The sequence below is a fragment of the Sphingobacteriaceae bacterium GW460-11-11-14-LB5 genome (assembly GCA_002151545.1).
Lineage (GTDB): Bacteria > Bacteroidota > Bacteroidia > Sphingobacteriales > Sphingobacteriaceae > Pedobacter.
On the sequence record CP021237.1, the window covers coordinates 1,484,273 to 1,505,794 of the forward strand.

Consider the following 21,522-nt stretch of genomic DNA (forward strand, 5'->3'; position numbering starts at 1 on the left):
CGAACCAGGAGCGCTAGCTTATTTTTTAGGAAAATATGTATATTCGTTTCATACCAGGTATGCCACGGTAAGTTTATTTCTATGCTCCTTATTCAAAAAAAAACTGCTTGCTTCATATTTTTTTTATGGATGGGTACAGGCATTTGTTTTGCCCAGTCTACAGCTATTCCCCTTAAATATTTGGGTGTAGAAAGTGGCCTGTCTAATAATGTGGTAAACTCTTTATACCTGGATCATTTTGGGTTTATGTGGATGGGTACCTATGACGGATTAAACCGTTACGATGGTTATCATTTTAAGGTTTTTAGAAATGGTTGGGGAGATGAACATTCACTGGTCAATAATCACATTACGGTACTGAATGGGGATGCGAAAAACAGGGTTTGGGTAGGTACACAAAAGGGAATTTCCTATTATGATTATGCCGATTCCAGGTTTCATCAACTGATTTATTTAGACAAGGGACGTAAAAATGAGGTAAGTTATGCCATTAATTCCATTGCCATAAGTCAGGCTTTAGCTGTTTATGTAGCTACCGAAGAAAAAGGCCTTTTCATGCTCAAAAAGAACAGCAGCCTGGCAGAACGAATCCCTTTTGGTAAAAATTTCGACTTTACAGTAAAGGCTTTATACATTGATGATGATCAAACCCTCTGGCTTTTTATTAAGGATGTGGGGCTTTGTAAGTATGATAAAGACCAAAATAAAGTTCGTTTAGTAACTGCTGCCCTAAGCTCGGTAACTTGTATTACAAAAGATACTAAGCAAACGCTCTGGCTTGGAACAGAACGCGGACTTTTTCAGTTTGATAAAGTAAAAGCTAGCATCAGCAAGTTTAACCAGCACTTAAACAATGAGAATATTATGGGTTTGTTGTTAGATCGGCAACAAAAACTCTGGATTTCGACAGATGGAGGCGGGGTTGCTGTTTACGATACCAAAAAGCAAAAAACAAGTTACCTGTCTGCAGGAAAAGAAAAAGGTTTGCTCAGCAGTAATTCTGTTGCGCAGGTTTACGAAGACCATGAATCGAGAAAGTGGATTGCAACCCTGCGTGGTGGGGTAAATATCATTGATACCGAAAATGAACAGTTTACCACCATTAAACATGACCCGCTAAAAAGTAATTCTCTAATTAATAATTTTGTGCTCTCTTTTAGCGAAGATGAAAACAAAAACATTTGGATCGGGACTGATGGAGGTGGTTTAAGCGTCTGGAACCGAAAGCTAAATACTTTTGCCAATTATGCAAAAACCAGTGATCCAAATTCTTTAACCAGTAATTTTGTTACCAGTATTTTAAATGATGCAGACCACAATGTCTGGGTGGCCAGTTTTAGCGGCGGGATAGATCGTTTTAATAAAACAACTGGAAAATTTGTCCACTATAACTGTTATAATACCTCTAAAGGTGTTGACGATATTAATATCTGGAAACTTTATCAAGACAAACAACAAAATATCTGGGTGGGTACCACAAAAGGTGGCGCATTGTATCGTTACAATAAAAGCATCGATAAATTTGAACTTTTTGATACTAAACTAAAGGATATTCACAGTTTATTTCAGGATTCGAAAGGCAGGCTTTGGGCAGGGAACTATACCGAACTGATCGAAATCGATCCGGTAAACAAAAAACATAACTATACGAAGATCAACTTTGCCATTAGGGCCATTCAGGAAGATTTTAATCACCAGATATGGATCGGCACCGAAGGCGGAGGTTTATTGCTTTTTGATCCGGAAACCAAAAAAATAAAGCGGTATATCCAAAGTGATGGATTACCAAGTAATTCGGTGCTCAATATCCTTCAGGATGCACAAGGTAATTTATGGTGCAGTACCTACAATGGCTTATCCAGATTTGATGTTAGGCACCATAGCTTTAAAAATTATTATGCTACTGATGGTTTACAAAGCAATCAGTTTAATTATAACGCAGCATTAAAACTCGCAAACGGTAATTTTTTATTTGGCGGGATTGGGGGCTTTAACTTGTTTTCGCCCGATAGCATTAAGAAAAATAAGCGCATACCTAAAATGGTGCTGACCGATTTTAGGATCAACAATATTCCGCTTGATCAGGACTCAGCTTATAACGATATCTCTGTTATTAATTTGGCACGCATAGAAATTCCGTTTAGTGATGCCGTGATTTCTATCGATTATGCCGCAATAGAATTCTCCTTTCAGGATCAGATTTCTTATGCCTACTACCTGGAAGGCTGGGACAGAGACTGGAATTATGTAAACAAGTTAAGTACGGCCTATTATTCCAGGTTAAATGAAGGCGAATATAAGCTCCATATTAAAAGTACCGATACTGAAGGCGCCTGGAGCAACAATGAAAAAATTGTAGTGATTAGGATTTTACCACCCTGGTACCGTACCTGGTGGGCCTATACCATCTATCTTATTATCGGATCGTCCATATTTTACCTTTTTCAAACTTACCGCAACCGCCAGAGAAGATTGAAACATGAAGTAGAAATTACCAACCTTAAAATGGAGCGTGAAAAGGATCTGAATGAGAAAAAACTGAATTTCTTTACCAATATTTCACATGAACTGAGAACGCCCTTAACCTTAATTGTTAATCCGATTAAAGATATTATCCTTAAAAAAGATCCGGGACCAGAAAAGAACGATTTAAATATAGTTTACCGCAATTCGAGGCGTTTGTTAAGCCTGGTAGATCAGTTATTGCTATTTAGAAAGACGGAAAGTGAAAATGATACCTTGAAAATTGTAAGGATCAACCTGTACAAGTTTACGAACGAAATTTTTCTCTGCTTTAACTATCTGGCAAAACAAAATCACATCGACTATACTTTTGAGTGTGAAGAAGAAGAACTGGATATTTATGCAGATAAAGATAAACTCGAAATTGTTTTTTTTAACCTGCTTTCTAATGCACTTAAGTTTACGCCAAAAGGCGGTTTTGTGAAATTTAGCGTTAAACCACTTGGCATGCGCGTGCAGATTGAGGTGAGCGATAGTGGTCCGGGGATTCCGGCGCATGTGGGCGAAAAGTTGTTCGATAAATTTTATAAGGTAATGTCGAACGAATCGCTGAAGATGGGTTTCGGTATTGGGCTTTACCTGGCCAAAAACTTTGTAGAATTACATAAAGGGAAAATTTCGTTCCGCTCTAACCAGGGGATGGGTACCATATTTTTGATCGATATTCCGGTAGGAGAACCCAATTTGCAGCATAGCGGTGTTTTTCAAAACGAATTAACCTATGTAAATGAGCTCATTGCGCAAGAGGAAGAAGCAGAAAATAACGATACAGAGCATGTGGGTAACCTCCAATTGCTCATCTCAGATCTGCACTCAATTCTAGTGATTGATGATAACCCTGAAATTATTGATTACATCAGGCACATTTTTCAGGAAAACTTCAAAATTTATAAAGCCGAAAACGGTACCGATGGATTAAAGCGTTGTAAAGAATATTTACCTGATATTGTGATCTCTGATGTAAACATGGATGGCCTTAATGGTATCGAACTCTGTAAGGCCATTAAAGACGATTCTGCCCTGAGCCATATTCCGGTAATTCTGCTAACCGGCGACCCGAGTCCTGAGGTAAAACTTAAAGGAATAGAAGTTGGTGCCTACGATTTTATCAGTAAACCTTTCGATAGGGAGCTATTTACAGCTAAAATTAACAGCATTATTAAAAACAGGACCAATCTTCAGTCTTATTTCTACAATGAAATAACCTTAAAGAGTGATGCCCATAAAGTATCACAGGAGGACAAAGGATTTCTTCAAAAATGCATTATGATTATTGAAGAAAATCTGATGGAAGATAGTTTTAACGTAAAAATACTGGCATCTGATCTGGGCATGAGCCATTCTAATCTTTACAAAAGAATTAAAGCCACTTCAGGTCAGTCTGTAAATGGTTTTATCCGGTTTATCCGGTTAAGAAAGGCTGCCGAATTGTTAATCAATACCAATCTGAATATTAACGAAGCCGCTTTTAGGGTAGGCATAAATGATAGTAAATACTTTAGAGAACAGTTTCAAAAACTGTTTAAATTAACGCCATCAGAATTTATAAAGAAACACCGGAAAAGTTTTCATAAATACTATAATATTAATGCCACTACATAAAAGTTACGCTATTTTGGGCTTTTAAAGCTGTTTATCTTAAAACGCCCCCTGCAAAGTATGATTTAGCCCCCTGTGTAAAGCTTAAAAAATTCGGTACTTCGGCTTCACCAAATGTAAAGACTGAGCAGCCTAACCGTATAATGTATCAATTGCTAAATAAAAGTATATATCTAATCTGTACATTCATCGGCATCAGCCTGGTGAGTACGGCACAAGAAACACAACGGAGTACCATTGCCAGTAACGGATGGGCAAACAACTCGGTAAATGCTGTTATTTTTCGTAAAAATTCTTTGGTCAGTTTTAAAGATAGCCAATATGCCGCTTATTATGATCAGGAACAAAATGTGGTATTGGCTAAACGCAAAATTGGCTCAACGCGCTGGACAGTAGTTACCACCCCCTATAAAGGTGATGCGACCGATGCCCATAAATCAATTAGCATTATGATAGATGGCGATGGTTTCCTCCATATGGCCTGGGGTCAGCATAACAACAATTTAAATTATGCAAAATCGGTTTCAGCAGGTTCCCTAACTTTAGGGACCAAGGAAACTATGCTTTCTGCAAAAGAAAATAAAGTTAGCTATCCAGAATTTTATAAGTTGGCGAATGGCGATCTTCTGTTTTTTTACCGTGATGGGGGCTCCGGAAATGGAAACCTGATGATCAACCGTTATAGCCTGAAGACTAAAAATTGGACGCGTGTACAGGATGGGATGATTGATGGCGAAGGACAGCGAAATGCCTATTGGCAGGTGGCAGTAGATCAGGCTGGAACCATTCATTTATCGTGGGTGTGGCGCGAAAGCCCTGATGTAGCCAGTAACCACGATTTATGTTATGCTAAATCTACGGATGGCGGACTAAGCTGGTTAAAATCTACCAATGAAAAATATAGCCTGCCCATTACGGCATCTAATGCCGAATATGCGCTTAAAATTCCGCAAAAAAGTGAGCTGATTAACCAAACGTCGATGTTTGCTGATGCCAAGGGCAACGTATTTATAGCTGGTTATTGGCGCGATGCGAACGAAACTATACCACAATATCACCTGGTTTTTAAAACCGGTAACCATTGGGAAGTCAGCAACCTTAATTTTAGAAAAACGGCTTTTAGTTTAAGTGGAGGGGGTACTAAACAGATTCCGATTTCGAGGCCACAGATTATCGTGTGGCCAAATGGAAAACAATATGCTGCGGGGTTGTTGTTCAGAGATACTGAACGGGGAAACAAAGTTTCCGTTGCTTTGAATGATCAGCTTGGAACAGGAAGCTGGAAGATTAAAGACCTTACTCAAAAAAGCGTTGGTGATTGGGAACCCACTTATGATACCGAACTTTGGAAAAGTAAAGGGATTTTGAGTCTGTTTTTACAGCATGTTACCCAGATAGATGGCGAAGGAAAGGCCAGCCAGGCACCAACAATTGTGCAGGCCCTGGATTGGAAACCGAAAAATAAATAACGAATTAATGTTGAAATGAAATATCCTATTGTAAAATATAAATTTTCCCTGCTTGCTGTTTTGTTTATGGTATCTGTAAATCTGGTACAGGCACAAAGCAAAAAAACGACCGGGGCATCCAAAGAAAACACAGCTTATTTATTTACCTATTTTACCGGAAACGCTAAAGCAGAAGAAGCAATCCGTTTTGCTGTAAGCACCGATGGTTACCACTACAAAGCCTTAAATAATAATAATCCGGTTATTTCTTCTGAAAAGATCAGCAGTACCGGAGGTGTTCGCGATCCACATATTTTGCGTGGTGAGGATGGCAAAACCTTTTATATGGTGGCTACCGATATGGTTTCGGCAAATGGATGGAATGCTAACAGAGCCATGGTATTGTTGAAATCGAATGATTTGATCCATTGGACATCGTCAGTGGTTAATATTCAAAAACGTTTTCCAAATAACGAAAATTTACTCCGCGTTTGGGCACCGCAGACCATTTATGATAAAATTGCCAAAAAATACATGGTTTACTGGTCGATGAAACATGGCGATGATCCTGATAAAATTTATTATGCTTACGCCAATGCTGATTTTACGGACCTGGAAACCGTTCCGAAGCAGCTCTTTTTTAGTCCAACCAATGGCTCTTGTATTGATGGAGATATTATCTACGATAAAGGAAAATACAATCTGTTCTTTAAAACAGAAGGTAATGGTAATGGCATTAAAAAAGCGGTTTCTGATCAGCTAACAACAGGTTATGTGTTGCAGGATAAATATTTGCAGCAAACCAAAGAAGCGGTAGAAGGAGCAGGCGTTTTTAAACTGAACCAGAGTGACGAATATATCCTGATGTACGATGTGTACATGAAAGGCCGCTATCAGTTTACCAAAAGCAAAGATCTGGCAAATTTTAGTGTAGTAGATCAGGATATCACGATGGATTTTCACCCTCGGCACGGCACTATTTTGCCAATAAATCAACAAGAGTTAAACCGGTTGCTCCATCAGTGGTATAGCGTTGGGTCTGTTTTGCTTAGCCCAGAAAATAAGGCCATCAATCAAAATAATATGGTTTTAGATAGTGTAAGCCAAAAAGTTGATCTGCCTGTAAACTATGGGACAGATTTAAAGGCTTTCGATCCGCAGTTTAATACCTTTAATCAAATCAGCATTACACCAAAAGGAAAACTCGATTTTTCTAAAGGTCCTGTGAAAATTAAGCTATACATTGCCGGTCAGCAAGCTAAAACCTACGAGGTAAACGTTTCCGTAGCCAATAATCCTGTTTTAAAAGGTTATTATGCCGATCCTGAAATTTTATATTCCAATAAAACTTCGAAATATTACATCTATCCAACCAGTGATGGTTTTACGAATTGGAGCGGCACCTATTTTAAAAGTTTCTCATCTACCGATCTGGTGAACTGGAAAGATGAAGGCAAAATATTAGACCTTGAAAAAGACGTTTCCTGGGCAAAAAAGAATGCCTGGGCACCAACCATCATCGAAAAAAAGATTAATGGTGTGTACAAGTATTTCTATTATTTTACAGCGGCCCAGAAAATTGGAGTTGCTGTTGCTGATGATCCGGCGGGCCCGTTTAAGGACAGTGGAAAGGCTTTAATTTCTGGTAAACCAAAAGGGATTAAAGGTGGTCAGGAGATTGATCCTGATGTGTTTAACGATCCTCAAACCCATAAAAGTTATCTCTATTGGGGAAATGGTTATATGGCGGTTGCACCATTAAATGACGATATGGTTTCGATTGATACCACTGCGATTAAAATCATTACGCCAAACAACGGTTTTAGAGAAGGTACAGAAGTTTTTTATCGCAATGGAAAGTATTACTTCTTATGGTCGGAAGATGATACCCGGAGCGAAAATTATAGGGTACGTTATGGTTTTTCTGATTCACCTACGGGTAAAATAACCATTCCGGAAAATAACCTGATTCTGGCCAAAGATGTAACACAAGGTATTTACGGCACAGGGCATAACAGCGTGATCAAAGTTAACGGAAAAGACGAATGGTACATGGTTTACCATCGCTTTAGCAGGCCAAAAGGCATTTTGATGGGAAGAGCTGCAGGGTACAATCGAGAGGTTTGCATCGATAAAATGGAATTTAACGAAGATGGAACCATTAAACCTGTAGTACCAACAGTAAACGGCATTAAACCCATACACTAATGAAATTAAGATTATACCAGTTACTTTTTTTATGGTTGTTTTTTAGCAGCATTGTGCTAAATGCACAAACTTCAACCTCAAAAGAAGAAGTGCTCGAAATGCTTAACCGCGCAAATGCCTATTGGCAAAATAACAATAAACCCGAAGTACGTGCTTTTTGGGATCATGCTGCTTACCATACCGGAAATATGGAACTTTACGGAATTACCAGAAATGAAACTTACCGTAAATATTCAGAAGACTGGGCCGTTTATAACCAATGGATGGGTGCAAAATCGACCGATAAATCCAAATGGAAATATAAATACGGCGAAACAGATGAATATGTGCTGTTTGGCGATTGGCAAATCTGCTTTCAAACCTATATCGATCTCTATCACTTAAAACCCGAAGAATATAAAATTGCAAGGGCAAAAGAGGTGATGCAATACGAAATGAGCACACCCAACAGCGATTATTGGTGGTGGGCCGATGGCTTGTACATGGTAATGCCAGTGATGACCAAACTTTATAAGGTAACTGGCGATCAAAAATACCTGGATAAACTGTACGAATATTTTAGGTATGCCAACAGTATTATGTACGATAAAAAGGAAAAACTTTATTATCGCGATGCCAAATACGTTTATCCAAAACATAAAAGTGCCAATGGTAAAAAAGATTTTTGGGCAAGGGGCGATGGTTGGGTATTTGCAGGTTTGGCGAAAGTGTTGAAAGATCTGCCCCTTAACGATCCGCACCGCAATGAATATTTAACCAAGTACCTGAATATGGCCAAAGCAATTGTTAAAAGCCAGCAGGCAGAAGGCTATTGGACCAGAAGCATCCTCGATGCGCAACACGCCCCGGGACCTGAAACCAGTGGCACATCCTTTTTTACTTATGGTTTATTGTGGGGGATTAACAACGGCTATTTAAAAGAAAAAACCTACTTACCTGCAGCACAAAAAGCATGGACATACCTAAGCAGAACCGCATTGCAACCTAACGGTAAACTAGGTTATGTACAGCCGATAGGGGAGAAAGCCATTCCGGGTCAGGTGGTTGATGTAAATTCTACTGCGAATTTTGGTATAGGGGCCTTTTTATTGGCAGGAAGCGAAATGTACCGCTATTTATCGAATAAAAATTAAATTTTAAAACTAATGAAATTAAGAAATATCTGCATTACAGCTTTACTCATCACATTGATTGGCGGAACTGTATTTGCACAAAAGAAAGCCAAAAACACCAAAAGCGCAGTTTTAACCGACAGGCAGTTCTGGTTGCAGCAAATGGATAAGATGGTGAAACCTGTTTTATATAACCTGGCTAAAGATAGCCTGCGGATTGCAATGCCGAAGGTTACCTCTATCCATATTGATAATAAAGAGCACCGCATTAAGGTACAATATGTCGAGGTTTTGGGCAGGGTTTTAAGTGGTATTGCGCCATGGTTACAGTTAGAAGGAGGTTCTGCAGAAGAAGTGGCTTTACGTAAACAATATCGCGAATGGGCGCTTCAAGGGTTAAAAAATGCATTGGATTCAAATGCCAATGATTTTATGAATTTCGATATCGGCGGGCAGCAACTGGTAGATGCTTCTTATGTCGCATTGGCGCTGGTTCGTGCGCCCTGGTTATGGGAAAACCTGGATAAGAAAAACCAGGAGCTGATGATGAAATCGATCATTACCACCAGAAGATTTAAACCTGTTTTTTCTAACTGGTTATTGTTTTCTGCTATGAACGAAGCTTTTCTGGCCAAATTTGGTTACAGCTGGGATCCCATGCGGGTTGATTATGCCTTGCAACAAATGGAGCAATGGTATACTGGGGATGGCATGTACACCGATGGAACATCCTTCGCTTTCGATTATTACAACAGTTATGTTATCCACCCTTATCTGGCTACTTTGGCCAATATCATTGGTGCTAAAACGAACAGTTATAAAGAAATGTTCGATAAAATTAAAAAGCGGAACGAACGATATGCGGTAATCCAGGAGCGATTAATCAATGCCGATGGCACTTATCCTGCAACTGGTCGTTCTATCATTTACCGTGGTGCAGCATTTCATCATTTGGCCGATATGGCCTGGAGAAAGGCATTACCAAAACAGTTAAGTCCGGCACAGGTCCGTTGCGCTTTAACAGCCGTCATCAAAAAAACTTTAGAAAGTCCTGGTACCTATAAAAACGGTTGGTTAACCATTGGTTTATATGGTGATCAACCCAATCTGGGCGATTTTTATAACAACCAGGGTAGTCCTTACATCGCTTCAAATATCTTTTTGCCATTGGGCCTGTCAGAAACGGATCCCTTTTGGGCAAACCCTGCCGAGAAATGGAGTGCGCAAAAAATCTGGAGCGGAGAAAATTTTGAAAATGATCACAGTGCAAGTTTAAAATAACTAATTAATTAAATATCAGATAACTAAATAATTAAGAAGATGTTATGTAAATTCCATCTTTAAAACATTAAAATTATTGATTAACATGATGAATAAGAGAATCAGTTTTGTTTTAGGATTTATCGCCTTTGTTTTGTTGCTAAACGGAAACATTTCAGCACAACAGGCCTATACTTCTTTTACGCCGGGTAAAATTTGGAAAGATAATAAAGGCGTTCATATTAATGCACACGGTGGTGGTATTGTAGAATATAAAGGAACCTATTATTGGTTTGGAGAGCATAAAATTGAAGGCGAAAAAGGAAATACAGCGCAGGTAGGTGTACATTGTTATTCTTCAAAAGATTTATACAATTGGAAAGATGAAGGTATTGCGCTTCCGGTTTCTGAAGACCTGAAAAGTGATATTGCTAAAGGTTGTATTCTGGAGCGTCCAAAAGTGGTATACAACAAAAAAACCAAAAAGTTTGTGATGTGGTTTCACCTGGAGCTTTTGGGTAAAGGTTATGCAGCGGCAAGATCAGGTGTTGCAGTGGCCGATCGCCCAACAGGGCCATATACTTTTATCAAAAGTTACCGCCCAAATCCAGGTAAAATGCCTTTCTATGCTGAAGGAACACCTGAAAAGGATCAGGTAAATTGCGAAAAACCTGCAAATAAGAGCGATGGTTTTTTCTGTAGGGATTTAGCTGGTGGCCAGATGGCCAGGGATATGACTGTTTTTGTAGATGATGACGGAAAAGCTTATCACATATTTTCTTCAGAAGAGAATTTTACGCTTCATTTAGCAGAATTAACCCCCGATTATTTAGGCCACACTGGCAAATTTATCAGGATTTATGTGGGTCAACAAACAGAAGCACCAGCCTTATTTAAGAAAAACGGAGTTTATTACATGGTTGGTTCGGGTTGTACAGGCTGGGCACCAAATCCGGCACGATGGTTTAAATCAAATTCCATCTGGGGTCCCTGGACCTATATGGGGAACCCTTGTCAGGGCGAGGGTGCTAAATTAACCTACGGCGGTCAGAGTACACATGTGCTTCCTGCCCCGGGTAAAAAAGGAGACTTTATTTTTATGGCCGATAAATGGGAACCCAAAAATGCCATCGATGGCCGTTATTTATGGTTGCCGATCAAATTTGAAGGCGATAAAATTTCGATAAACTGGGCAGACGAATGGAATCTGAGCGTGTTTAAAAAGTAGAGAAAAAACAAATTTTATATAAAACCCAGATGATGGATTGCGGAGAAATACGCAAATTAGGAACCCTTTTGCCTAAAAAATCCAGGTCATCAAAAAAACAGTTCAAAATGAAAGTAAAATTATTATGGTTGGTGGCGATGTGTTTCTCCTTAACCGCTTTTGGCCAGCAAGCCAAACACACGTTTAAATTGGGAGAATCGGATTTTTTGCTGGATGATAAACCTTTCCAGATAATTTCTGGCGAGTTACATTATCCCCGTGTACCAAAAGAGGCCTGGCGGGCCCGGATGAAAATGGCCAAAGCCATGGGGCTAAATACCATTGGTACCTACGTGTTCTGGAATTTGCATGAGCCACAAAAAGGAAAATTCGATTTTTCCGGCAATAACAACATCGCCGAATTTGTGAAAATTGCCCAGCAGGAGGGACTTTGGGTGATTTTAAGGCCAAGTCCTTACGTTTGTGCCGAATGGGAGTTTGGCGGTTACCCATATTGGTTACAGAATGAAAAAGGCCTTGTGGTAAGAAGTACCGAAAAACAATACCTGGATGAGTATAAAAAATATATTCTCGAAGTAGGAAAGCAGTTAGCATCATTACAGATTAACCATGGCGGTAACATCATTATGGTGCAGGTAGAGAACGAATACGGTTCTTATGCTGCTGATAAAAATTATTTAGATATCAACAGAAAAATGTTTATCGAGGCAGGCTTCGATGGATTGCTTTATACCTGCGATCCGGCTGCTGATGTAAAAGATGGTCATTTAGCTGGTTTATTACCCGCAGTAAACGGGATCGATGATCCGGCAAAAATCAGACAGCTGGTAAATGAAAACCATGATGGCAAAGGTCCGTATTTTATAGCGGAGTGGTACCCGGCATGGTTCGATTGGTGGGGAACAGCGCACCACACCGTTCCTGCTGTGCAATACACCAAAAGGTTAGATTCTGTTTTAGCAGCAGGCATTTCGATCAACATGTACATGTTCCATGGCGGTACAACCCGTGGTTTTATGAACGGTGCTAACTACAAGGATATTTCGCCATATGAACCACAAACCAGTAGTTATGATTACGATGCGCCTTTAAATGAGGCTGGGAACGTAACTGAGAAATTCAGGGCTTTTAGAAGTGTAATCGAAAAACATCTTCCGGCAGGGCAAAGTTTGCCGCCAATCCCAGCAGCTAAACCAAGTATCGCTATTGCGCCTTTTAAACTGACCAGTAAAGTTACTTTGTTTAATGCACTGCCAAAAGCTGTGAAAAATATCACGCCTTTAACTTTTGAAGACCTTAAGCAGGACTATGGTTACGTGTTATACCGCACCACCATTCAGGGCGGGAAAAAAGGCCAATTGCAGCTTAAACAATTACGCGATTATGCGCTGATTTTTATCAACCAGAAAAGGGCAGGTATTTTAGATCGCAGGTTAAACCAAAACACCCTGTCGTTAGATCTTCCGGCAGGAGAGGTACAGCTCGATATTTTTGTTGAAAATATGGGACGGGTAAACTTTGGAAAGTATTTATTAGAGAATAAAAAAGGAATTACCGAACAGGTAACTTTTAATGGTGCCGAAGTTAAAAACTGGTCGATGTATGGCTTTCCTTTTAACAACGATCGCATGACCATTACTAGTCCATCAAAATCAAACGGAAATGGACCAACATTACAGAAAGGATCCTTCCAGATTGCGACTGTTGCTGATACTTATTTAGATATGACCGATTGGGGAAAGGGAGTCGTATGGGTTAACGGACACAACTTAGGAAAGTACTGGGCAATTGGTCCGCAACAAACGCTATATGTTCCTCAGGAATGGTTAAAAAAAGGCAAGAATGATATTACAGTTTTGGAACTGCTTAAACCCGATCAAAATATTTTAAAAGCAATTGATCAACCAATTCTAAATACACTTAAAAAATTAAACGTAGATTAAACGTTTAAAAATCTTAAAAATTGGTGTTAAAGGCCTAAATTTGGCAAAAAGTAACAATTTAACCCCTATTAATTACCGTATTACCCCTCAATTGAGGGGTTTTTTTATGGTTACTTTGTTACAACCAAATAATAAAACCAATAAGATATGAGCAAAAACAAACGACATTTTTTTAAAGCACATCACGACTACTGAAAAACATCTAACTAATTTTTTTCTTTAAATAACCATTAAACAAACCCGCTCACCTGAGCAGAATTTTTTAACCAACCATCCCTAGTATGCAAAAAAAATTACTCCTGAAATTTTCAGTTGTGTTTTTATTGCTGTTTAAAATTATCCCGGTACAGGCTTCCAATGAGGCTAAACTTGTCCTGGGTTTTAAGCAGCATATTGATACACTGCAAAAGGCCCCATCGCTCTACCTTGTTGATGAAAATCAGCTCCCGCTTGTAGGTGCCAAGCTTGTTAATACAAAGAATAAAACCAGTGCTGTTACCGATATCAACGGTATTGCTCAATTAAGCTATGGCACTGGTGATCTGATTGAAGTTTATGCTTCAAATGCATTGGTATTAAAACTTGAGATTAGGAAAGGCCAAAATGTGATTGTGGTGAGCAGTAAAAACCCCGGAGTTGCTGCACTAAAGCCAGTGAGAACACTTTATGATCAAACGGTTAAGCAATCGTTATCTACCATGGCAACTGATGCTGTTTATACCACAGATTTAACCAAAACGCCGGTAACTTCGATAAAATCGGCCATTACAGGTCGTTTAGCAGGTTTATATACCAATCAAAATTCGGGTAGATTAGGTTCCGAAGGCCGAACTGATGGAACTGCTTCACTACTTTCGCTCGGTTCTTTAGGTTCTGATGCCGTTACAATGTCGCTAAGAGGACAAAACCCGGTAGTTATTGTCGACGGTATACCAAGACCGCTTACCATTTTTAATATGGAAGAGATCGAGTCGATTACCGTATTGAAAGACGCCGTTTCAACGGCAATGTTAGGTGTAAAAGGTGCAAGTGGTGCAATTTTAATCACCACCAGAAGGGGCGCTAAAGCAAAACAGCTCATTTCATTTACTGCACAAACTGCATTTCAAAAATCACTTAAACTTCCACAAGGCTTAAATTCATTTCAATACGCCACTTTATACAATGAGGCCAGGGTAAATGATGGTTTAACTCCGGTTTATACTGCTGCCGATTTACAGGCTTACCAAACAGGCAGTGATCCCCAAGGTCACCCCGATGTAGACTGGAAAGATTTGGTAACTAAACCCACTTCACGTTTTAATCATTATACCTTAAATGTATCGGGTGGTAACGATTTTGGGAAATACTTTGTCGCTGTTGAGCATGTGGATCAAAACGGACTTTTTAAAAATTCAGACCTCAACACCTATGATACAGACAATACCTACAAAAGTTATGTAATCCGTTCTAATGTCGATCTGCAGATCAATAAGAAACTATCGGCAGGTATTAATTTAATGGGACGTTTAATTAACGGAAATGAGTCTGGTTATACCGCAAACTCAGCCGGTTTTGGTTCACAATCGATTTTGAATTCCATTAATGCAACTCCTGCGAACGCATATCCGGTTTATAATCCAAATGGAAGTTTCGCCACAACATCTTCTTATCAGAACAATATTTATGCTCAAGCCATTGCTTCTGGTTATGTTGGTACTTATAAAAGGGATGTATCAGCAGATTTATTCTTAAAAAGAACATTCGATGAAATTACAAAAGGTCTTTGGTTAAAAGCTAAAGCATCAATTTTTGCAACATTATCTGAAAATACTTACAGACAGAAATCGTTTGCCAGTTTTTTCTATAATCCAACTACCAAAGCTTATACGCAATATGGTACCATTGGTACACAAAATAACTATACAGGCATTAATTACCAGGGCCATTCAGATTACGAGGAGCTAACTCTTGGTTACGACCGTAATTTTAACAAACATGGCGTAAGTGCAGTTTTATTGGCCAACCACGATAACTCATTTACTGGATCCGATCTTCCTTATACCGTACAGGGGATTTCGGGAAAGGCATCGTATAATTTCGATGAGAAATATGTTGCCGATGTAGCTTTTGGATACAATGGTTCTAATTATTATCCGCCATCTGGCGATTATAAGTATGGATTTTTTCCGGCTATGGCTTTAGCCTGGAACATCAATAAAGAAAACTTTTTAAAAGATACCAAATGGCTGAGCAGCTTAAAACTATATGGTTCTTACGGCAAAACGGGGAACGATAATCCTGGTTACTTTGTGTACATCCAAAGGTATTTTGATGGTACAGCTACTTATTTTGGCGCTACTCCAGGTTCCAATACCAGTATTTATGAACAGCCTTTAGCTAATCCGAATATTACATGGGAAAAAGCAAACAAGTTTAATATAGGTTTACAGGGAGCGATTTTAGATAACAAGCTCAGTTTTACGGCTGAATATTATCGTGATAAATATTATGACCTGTTGATGCAAAGAGGTAAAAACTCTGCACTTATCGGGCAGAACTACCCTTTAGAAAATATTGGACAGAGCAGATATACCGGATGGGATTTTAAATTGAATTTCCAGCAAACGGTGAATGAATTTAGCTATTACATTGCAGCTACCGGTGGGTTACAACAATCGAAAGTGCTTTACCAGAATGAGGTGAATCAACCTTTCCCTTGGATGGCCAGAACAGGGCAAGCCGTTGGTCAGCGTTTTGGGTACATCGCCGATGGTTTATTCCAAAATACTGCTGAAGTAAATGGCAGCGCTAAATTGGAAGGTTATACCGCGCAGCCTGGAGATATTAAATACCGCGACCTGAATGGTGATGGGATTATCAACCAGCTCGATCAAACCGCAATCGGGAATGCAAAACCATTGTTCTATTATGGTTTAAACTTAGGTTTCCAGTTTAAAGGATTCGATTTTAGTGCATTGATACAAGGTGCGATGAACCGCACCATTTACCTGAGCGGAAATACAGAGTGGGCTTTTCAAAATAATGGCTTCGGGCAGGCCTGGGAACAAAATCTCGACCGCTGGACACCTCAAACGGCAGGTACCGCTACAATGCCCAGATTATCGATTGGTACAAATATCAATAACGAAGCTACTTCTACTTTCTGGCAGCACTCGGGCAATTATGCACGCTTAAAAAATGTTGAGGTAGGTTATACCATTCCAAACCATTGGGCCAGGAAGATAGGTCTGCAGAGCATCAGGGTATTTGGCAATGGCACCAACTTAGTAACACTTGCCGCTTATGATCGTGTAGATCCGGAGGTTTACAATGGAAGCTATCCAATTCAGCGATCGATCAACATGGGTATCAACATTAAACTTTAATCACATGAAAAATTTTAAACAATATATCATACTGGCGTTATTTGGCTTTCAGGTGGCTATGGCCATTACCTCATGTAAAAAGGTAGAAACCGAGCCGCGCGATTGGATCCAGGCAGATTTAGTTTGGGATGATCAGGATAAAAACGGAACTGTGGCAGGTTTCTTTTTAAACAGTGTATACAACTATATACCGAGTGGTTTTAACCGGATAGATGGCGATTTTTTAGATGCAGCCTCTGGAGATGCCATTCCGTCAAGAAACAATACCCAGGTAGAATATTTTACAAATGGCAGGATAAGTACGCTCAACAATCCTGATCCTTATTGGGGAAATAGTTATTATGGCATTAGGGCAGCCAATATTTTTCTGGCCAATATTAATGTGGTGCCGATTGCTGCGCTGACCAAACAATATTGGAGGGCAGAGGCCAGGTACATTAGGGCATTATTATATTTTGAGTTGTTGAAAAGATACGGTGGCGTTCCTTTAATCGGAAATAAGGTTTTCACGCTTGAAGATAACCTCGAATTGCCAAGAAACAGTTTCGCCGATTGCATAAATTATATCATTAGTGAATGTGATGCAGTTAAAGACAGCTTAAGATTAGAAACAGGTGCAAATTATACCACTTCCGATTGGGGCAGGATTCCGAAAGGAGCAGCAATAGCCTTAAAATGCAGGGCTTATTTGTATGCGGCAAGTCCATTGTACAATGGTGGCGGTGTAGAATCAAACGGAACATTAAAAGTCTTGACAGGTTATCCAACAGCTGACGCTAGCCGTTGGCAAAAAGTAATTGATGCTGCAGTAGAACTCAATGCTTTAAATTATTACCAGTTACAGCCGGTATTCAACAATGTGTTTTTAACCAATAAAAATACTGAAGTTATCCTGAGCAAACAGGCTGCGGTAAATACGGGTATCGAAACCACCAATGCTCCGTCCGGTTATGGAGCACCTGCATTAAGTAATGGTAGAACAAGTCCAACGGCAGATTTGGTGAATGCGTTTACCATGAGGAATGGCTTGCCCATTACCGATGCGGCATCAGGTTACAATCCGGCGGCGCCTTACACCAACAGAGACCTCCGGTTAGATTATACCATTTTTTATAATGGCGTAAACTGGTTAAACCGGGGGGTACAAACCTACGAGGGTGGTTTGGATAAGCCAGGTGGAACAACCGTACAAACCCGAACAGGTTACTACCTGCGTAAGTTTATGGGGAATTTTGCTACCAATAGTACCTATACCAACCAATCACACAACTTTATCATTTTCAGATATGCCGAAATTATACTGAATTATGCTGAAGCATTAAATGAGGTGGGTAGAACAGAAGATGCCGTTAAGCAGATTATCCTTTTACGGACCAGGGCAGGAATAACAGCAGGCGCAAACACGCGTTACGGTATTCCAGTAGGAATTTCACAGGAGAGTATGAGAACACTGATTATGAATGAAAGAAGGGTAGAGCTGGCTTTTGAAGAGCACCGTTTCTGGGATATCCGCAGGTGGAAAATTGCACCGGCCGTTCTTAGTGGGGCATTGAATGGAACCAAAATCACCAAAAATGCCAATAACACTTTTACGTACGAGAATATTCCGGTGGTGACTTCCATTTTTACCAATAAACTCTACCACATGCCGGTACCGTATGCAGAAACAACCAAAAACAGTCAACTGCTTCAAAACGAAGGTTGGTAAATCAGTACAAATCCAATATAAGATCATAACATGAAATATATATATCAATATTTACTGGTGTTGCTTGTGCTTTTAACCTCCAATTTGGTTATGGCACAAAACCAGGTCGTATCGGGAACCGTTAGCGATGCTACAGGGCCCATATCAGGCGCTTCTGTGAAAGAGAAGGGCTTGGCAACCAATGGGGTGGTTACCGATGCAAAAGGAAATTATACCCTTAGGTTAAAGGGAACCAGCGGTACCATAGTGGTTTCATTTGTTGGCGCTACACCAAAAGAAGTCGTGGTTGGCAACAGAAAAACCGTTAATGTGCAGTTAGAAGATGATGTACAAGGCTTAGAGCAGGTGGTGGTTATCGGCTATGGTAAACAGAAAAAAATAACCTTAACCGGATCCATGAGCACCATAACAGGAGCTGATATCCGTCAAAATCCATCTGCCAGTTTACAAAACACCCTGGTGGGCAGGTTACCGGGCTTCTTTTCTCAGCAACGTTCTGGTGCACCGGGATCAGATGGTGCAACATTTTTTATCAGGGGTATCAGTTCGTACAATGGTGGTTCTACCACACCTTTAATCATTGTAGATGATATTGAATACAGTCCGGAGCAGTTTGCAGCCATTGATGCCAACGAGGTAGAAAACATCAGTATCCTTAAAGATGCTGCAACTACGGCAATTTATGGTATCAAAGGTGCAAACGGGGTAGTAGTGGTAACCACACGCAGAGGAAAACTGGGTACACCACAGATTACTTTTAGAAGCGAATACAGTGTAATGCAGCCTACAGTTATGCCTAAGTTTTTAGATGCTTACGAATCGGCAAAATTATATAACCAGGCCAGGGCAAATGATGGTTTGGCACCAAGATTTACCGAAAACGATCTGCAGAAATATCAGGACGGATCTGATCCCTACGGTCATCCGAACAACGATTGGAAAAAGATTTTGTTCAAGGATTTCAGCAGTCAGCTAAAAGGCAATTTCGATATCTCCGGCGGTACAGAAAAAGTAAAATACTTTGTTTCTGCAGGCTTTTTATACCAGGATGGTATGTTGCGGAATTATGGGGAAGAACAAGGTGTAAATTCTAACTTTTACTATAACCGGTACAATTACCGTTCAAATCTGGATATTAAGGCAACCAATACCATGGATATCCGAATTGATTTATATGGTAATTTGGGCGTAACCAATACCAATAACATCGGTAGTGCTTTTGGTTATAACGATATCTTTTACGATTACGTAAGTTTCGCTTCGCTGGCGCCATTTAACTACCCGGTTTATAATCCTGACGGAACTTTTGGTTATAGCAAGTGGCAAAGAGATGAGAATCCAAACTACAATCAGAATAACATTGTAGGAAGGATTACACATTACGGTTATAACCGCAAATATGGTAATAACATGAATTTAGTAGCCAATGTGAACCAGAAATTAGATTTTATTACCAAAGGACTTTCGATAAAAGGCGTGCTTTCTTATGCCAGTACATACGATTATACCAGAAGTATGACGAGAGATCAGTTTCCATCTTTTATCTACAATTCAGACAACAATACTTACGAGCCCAGAGATCCGAATATTTACCGGGTAAGAAGGTATTTTATCGGCTATAATGCGGGCAGTACCATCAGAAACTTAACCACACAAGCCATATTAAATTACGATAGAAGTTTTAACAGCCACCATGTTTACGGAACGGCATTAACCAATATCAATACCGTCATTAAATACAATGATAACGCGGTTTATAATTTTGTGCCTAACAACTTTAAAGGTTATACCGGCCGTGTAGGTTATGATTATGCCGATAAATATTTATTTCAGTTTAATGCAGCCTATAATGGTTCAGATCGCTTTGTGAGCAAGAAAAAGTATGGGTTTTTTCCTGCGGCATCTGCCGGATGGGTCGTATCGAACGAGAAATTCTGGAAGGATAATGTAAAGTTTATCGATTTTTTAAAGTTTAGGGGTTCTTATGGTATTGTAGGTAACGACCGCATTGGTGATGGCTTTAACTACTACTATCAGCAAAATTACAGCAATGGGGGCAATGCATCCTTCGGTTATTCAGATAATACACAAACCGGACTTTCAGAGGGTACATTGGGTAATGATGATGTAAGCTGGGAAAAAGAAAAGAAAGCAGATGTGGCGATGGAATTTGGCCTCTTCGGAAGCAAGATCACAGGTTCAATCGATTTGTTCCATAATGTAAGGAGCGATATTTTAACTTCAAGAGGAACAGTTTCATCAATTTTTGGTGTAGGCTTACCGCCGGTAAATTTGGGTAAAGTACAAAACCAGGGTGGTGAGATCGAGATCAGCTACAGGGATAAAATCGGAAATGTCGATTTCTCTGTGAGGGCAAACTACTCATTGGCCAAAAATAAAATCCTCTATCGTGATGAACCTTTGCCAGCTTATCCTTACCAGGCATTTACAGGAACCAGTATCGGTCAGATTTTAACTTATCAGTGGATTGGTTTCTATACTTCTGCTGCCGATATTGCTTCGAGTCCCGTACCTCAAACTGCACCAAGAATTGGCGATTTAAAATATGCCGATTTAAATGGTGATGGTAAAATTGATGGTTACGATATGTCTATAAACGGAAATCCGAATTTGCCCAATACAAATTATGGTTTGGAGCTTCGGACCAATTATAAAAACTTCGGTTTAAGTTTATTGTTCCAGGCCGCAACCAACTTTAATGTTCGCGGGGTAGCAGAAGCCATTCAGGCATTTGCCTCTAATTTAACTTCGATCCACCAAAATTCATGGACTCCAGCACTTGGCGATGCAGCACAATATCCATTACTTTCTTTAAGCCCTGGTTTAAGCAGTCCTTCAGCTTATCCATCTACATTTTGGTTGGTATCAGGAAATTACCTCCGTTTGAAAAATGCGGAGTTCAGTTATAATTTCCCTCAAAAGCTGACTGAAAGATTAAAAGTACAGAATATCCGTACCTACATCAACGGATATAACCTCCTCACCTGGTCGAGTTTGGATAAACGTTATCAATTCGATCCGGAATCGAATTCAGGGCAGGACAGGATTAAATATCCACCGCAAAAAATGATCAATTTAGGTTTAAGTGTTACGTTTTGATAATT

General features: G+C 39.7%; 10 protein-coding genes. All 10 read left to right on the forward strand.

Going from position 1 to position 21,522, the window contains the following annotated elements; translation table 11 throughout:
* Window positions 1-81: 81 nt before the first annotated feature.
* The 10 genes from CA265_06050 to CA265_06095 all read left to right on the forward strand — a co-directional run bounded on the left by CA265_06050 (window position 82) and on the right by CA265_06095 (window position 21,517).
* Window positions 82-4,125: a hypothetical protein gene (locus tag CA265_06050; protein ARS39258.1), complete on the forward strand. Its 4,044-nt coding sequence runs from the start codon at window positions 82-84 to the stop codon at window positions 4,123-4,125.
* A 140-nt stretch (window positions 4,126-4,265) separates the two neighbouring features.
* A complete protein-coding gene (locus CA265_06055) occupies window positions 4,266-5,591 on the forward strand; it encodes a neuraminidase (GenBank protein ID ARS39259.1) in 1,326 nt (441 codons plus the stop codon).
* Window positions 5,592-5,606: 15 nt separating this feature from the next.
* Window positions 5,607-7,778, forward strand: a complete 2,172-nt coding sequence (locus CA265_06060; protein ID ARS39260.1) for a beta-xylosidase — start codon at window positions 5,607-5,609, stop codon at window positions 7,776-7,778.
* Entirely contained in the window at window positions 7,778-8,911 is a 1,134-nt protein-coding gene (locus CA265_06065) for a family 88 glycosyl hydrolase (protein ID ARS39261.1), read from the forward strand. The genes CA265_06060 and CA265_06065 overlap by 1 nt, the downstream gene beginning before the upstream one ends.
* A 12-nt stretch (window positions 8,912-8,923) precedes the next feature.
* Window positions 8,924-10,171, forward strand: coding sequence for a hypothetical protein (locus tag CA265_06070; protein ID ARS39262.1), 1,248 nt, complete (start codon window positions 8,924-8,926; stop codon window positions 10,169-10,171).
* 88 nt (window positions 10,172-10,259) lie between these two features.
* Window positions 10,260-11,378 carry a beta-glucanase gene (locus CA265_06075; protein ID ARS39263.1) on the forward strand — a complete coding sequence of 373 codons (1,119 nt, stop codon included), beginning with the start codon at window positions 10,260-10,262 and terminating at the stop codon, window positions 11,376-11,378.
* 107 nt (window positions 11,379-11,485) lie between these two features.
* Window positions 11,486-13,321, forward strand: coding sequence for a beta-galactosidase (locus CA265_06080; protein ARS42902.1), 1,836 nt, complete (start codon window positions 11,486-11,488; stop codon window positions 13,319-13,321).
* Between the two features lie 281 nt (window positions 13,322-13,602).
* Window positions 13,603-16,689 (forward strand): hypothetical protein, encoded by a 3,087-nt coding sequence (locus tag CA265_06085; protein ARS39264.1) that lies wholly within the window; start codon window positions 13,603-13,605, stop codon window positions 16,687-16,689.
* Entirely contained in the window at window positions 16,634-18,397 is a 1,764-nt protein-coding gene (locus tag CA265_06090; protein ARS39265.1) for a hypothetical protein, read from the forward strand. Before CA265_06085 ends, CA265_06090 begins: the two co-directional genes overlap by 56 nt.
* Before the next feature lie 30 nt (window positions 18,398-18,427).
* The gene (locus CA265_06095) at window positions 18,428-21,517 is read left to right on the forward strand and encodes a SusC/RagA family TonB-linked outer membrane protein (GenBank protein ARS39266.1); all 3,090 of its coding nucleotides are present in this window, start codon (window positions 18,428-18,430) and stop codon (window positions 21,515-21,517) included.
* The last annotated feature ends 5 nt before the right edge of the window (window positions 21,518-21,522 follow it).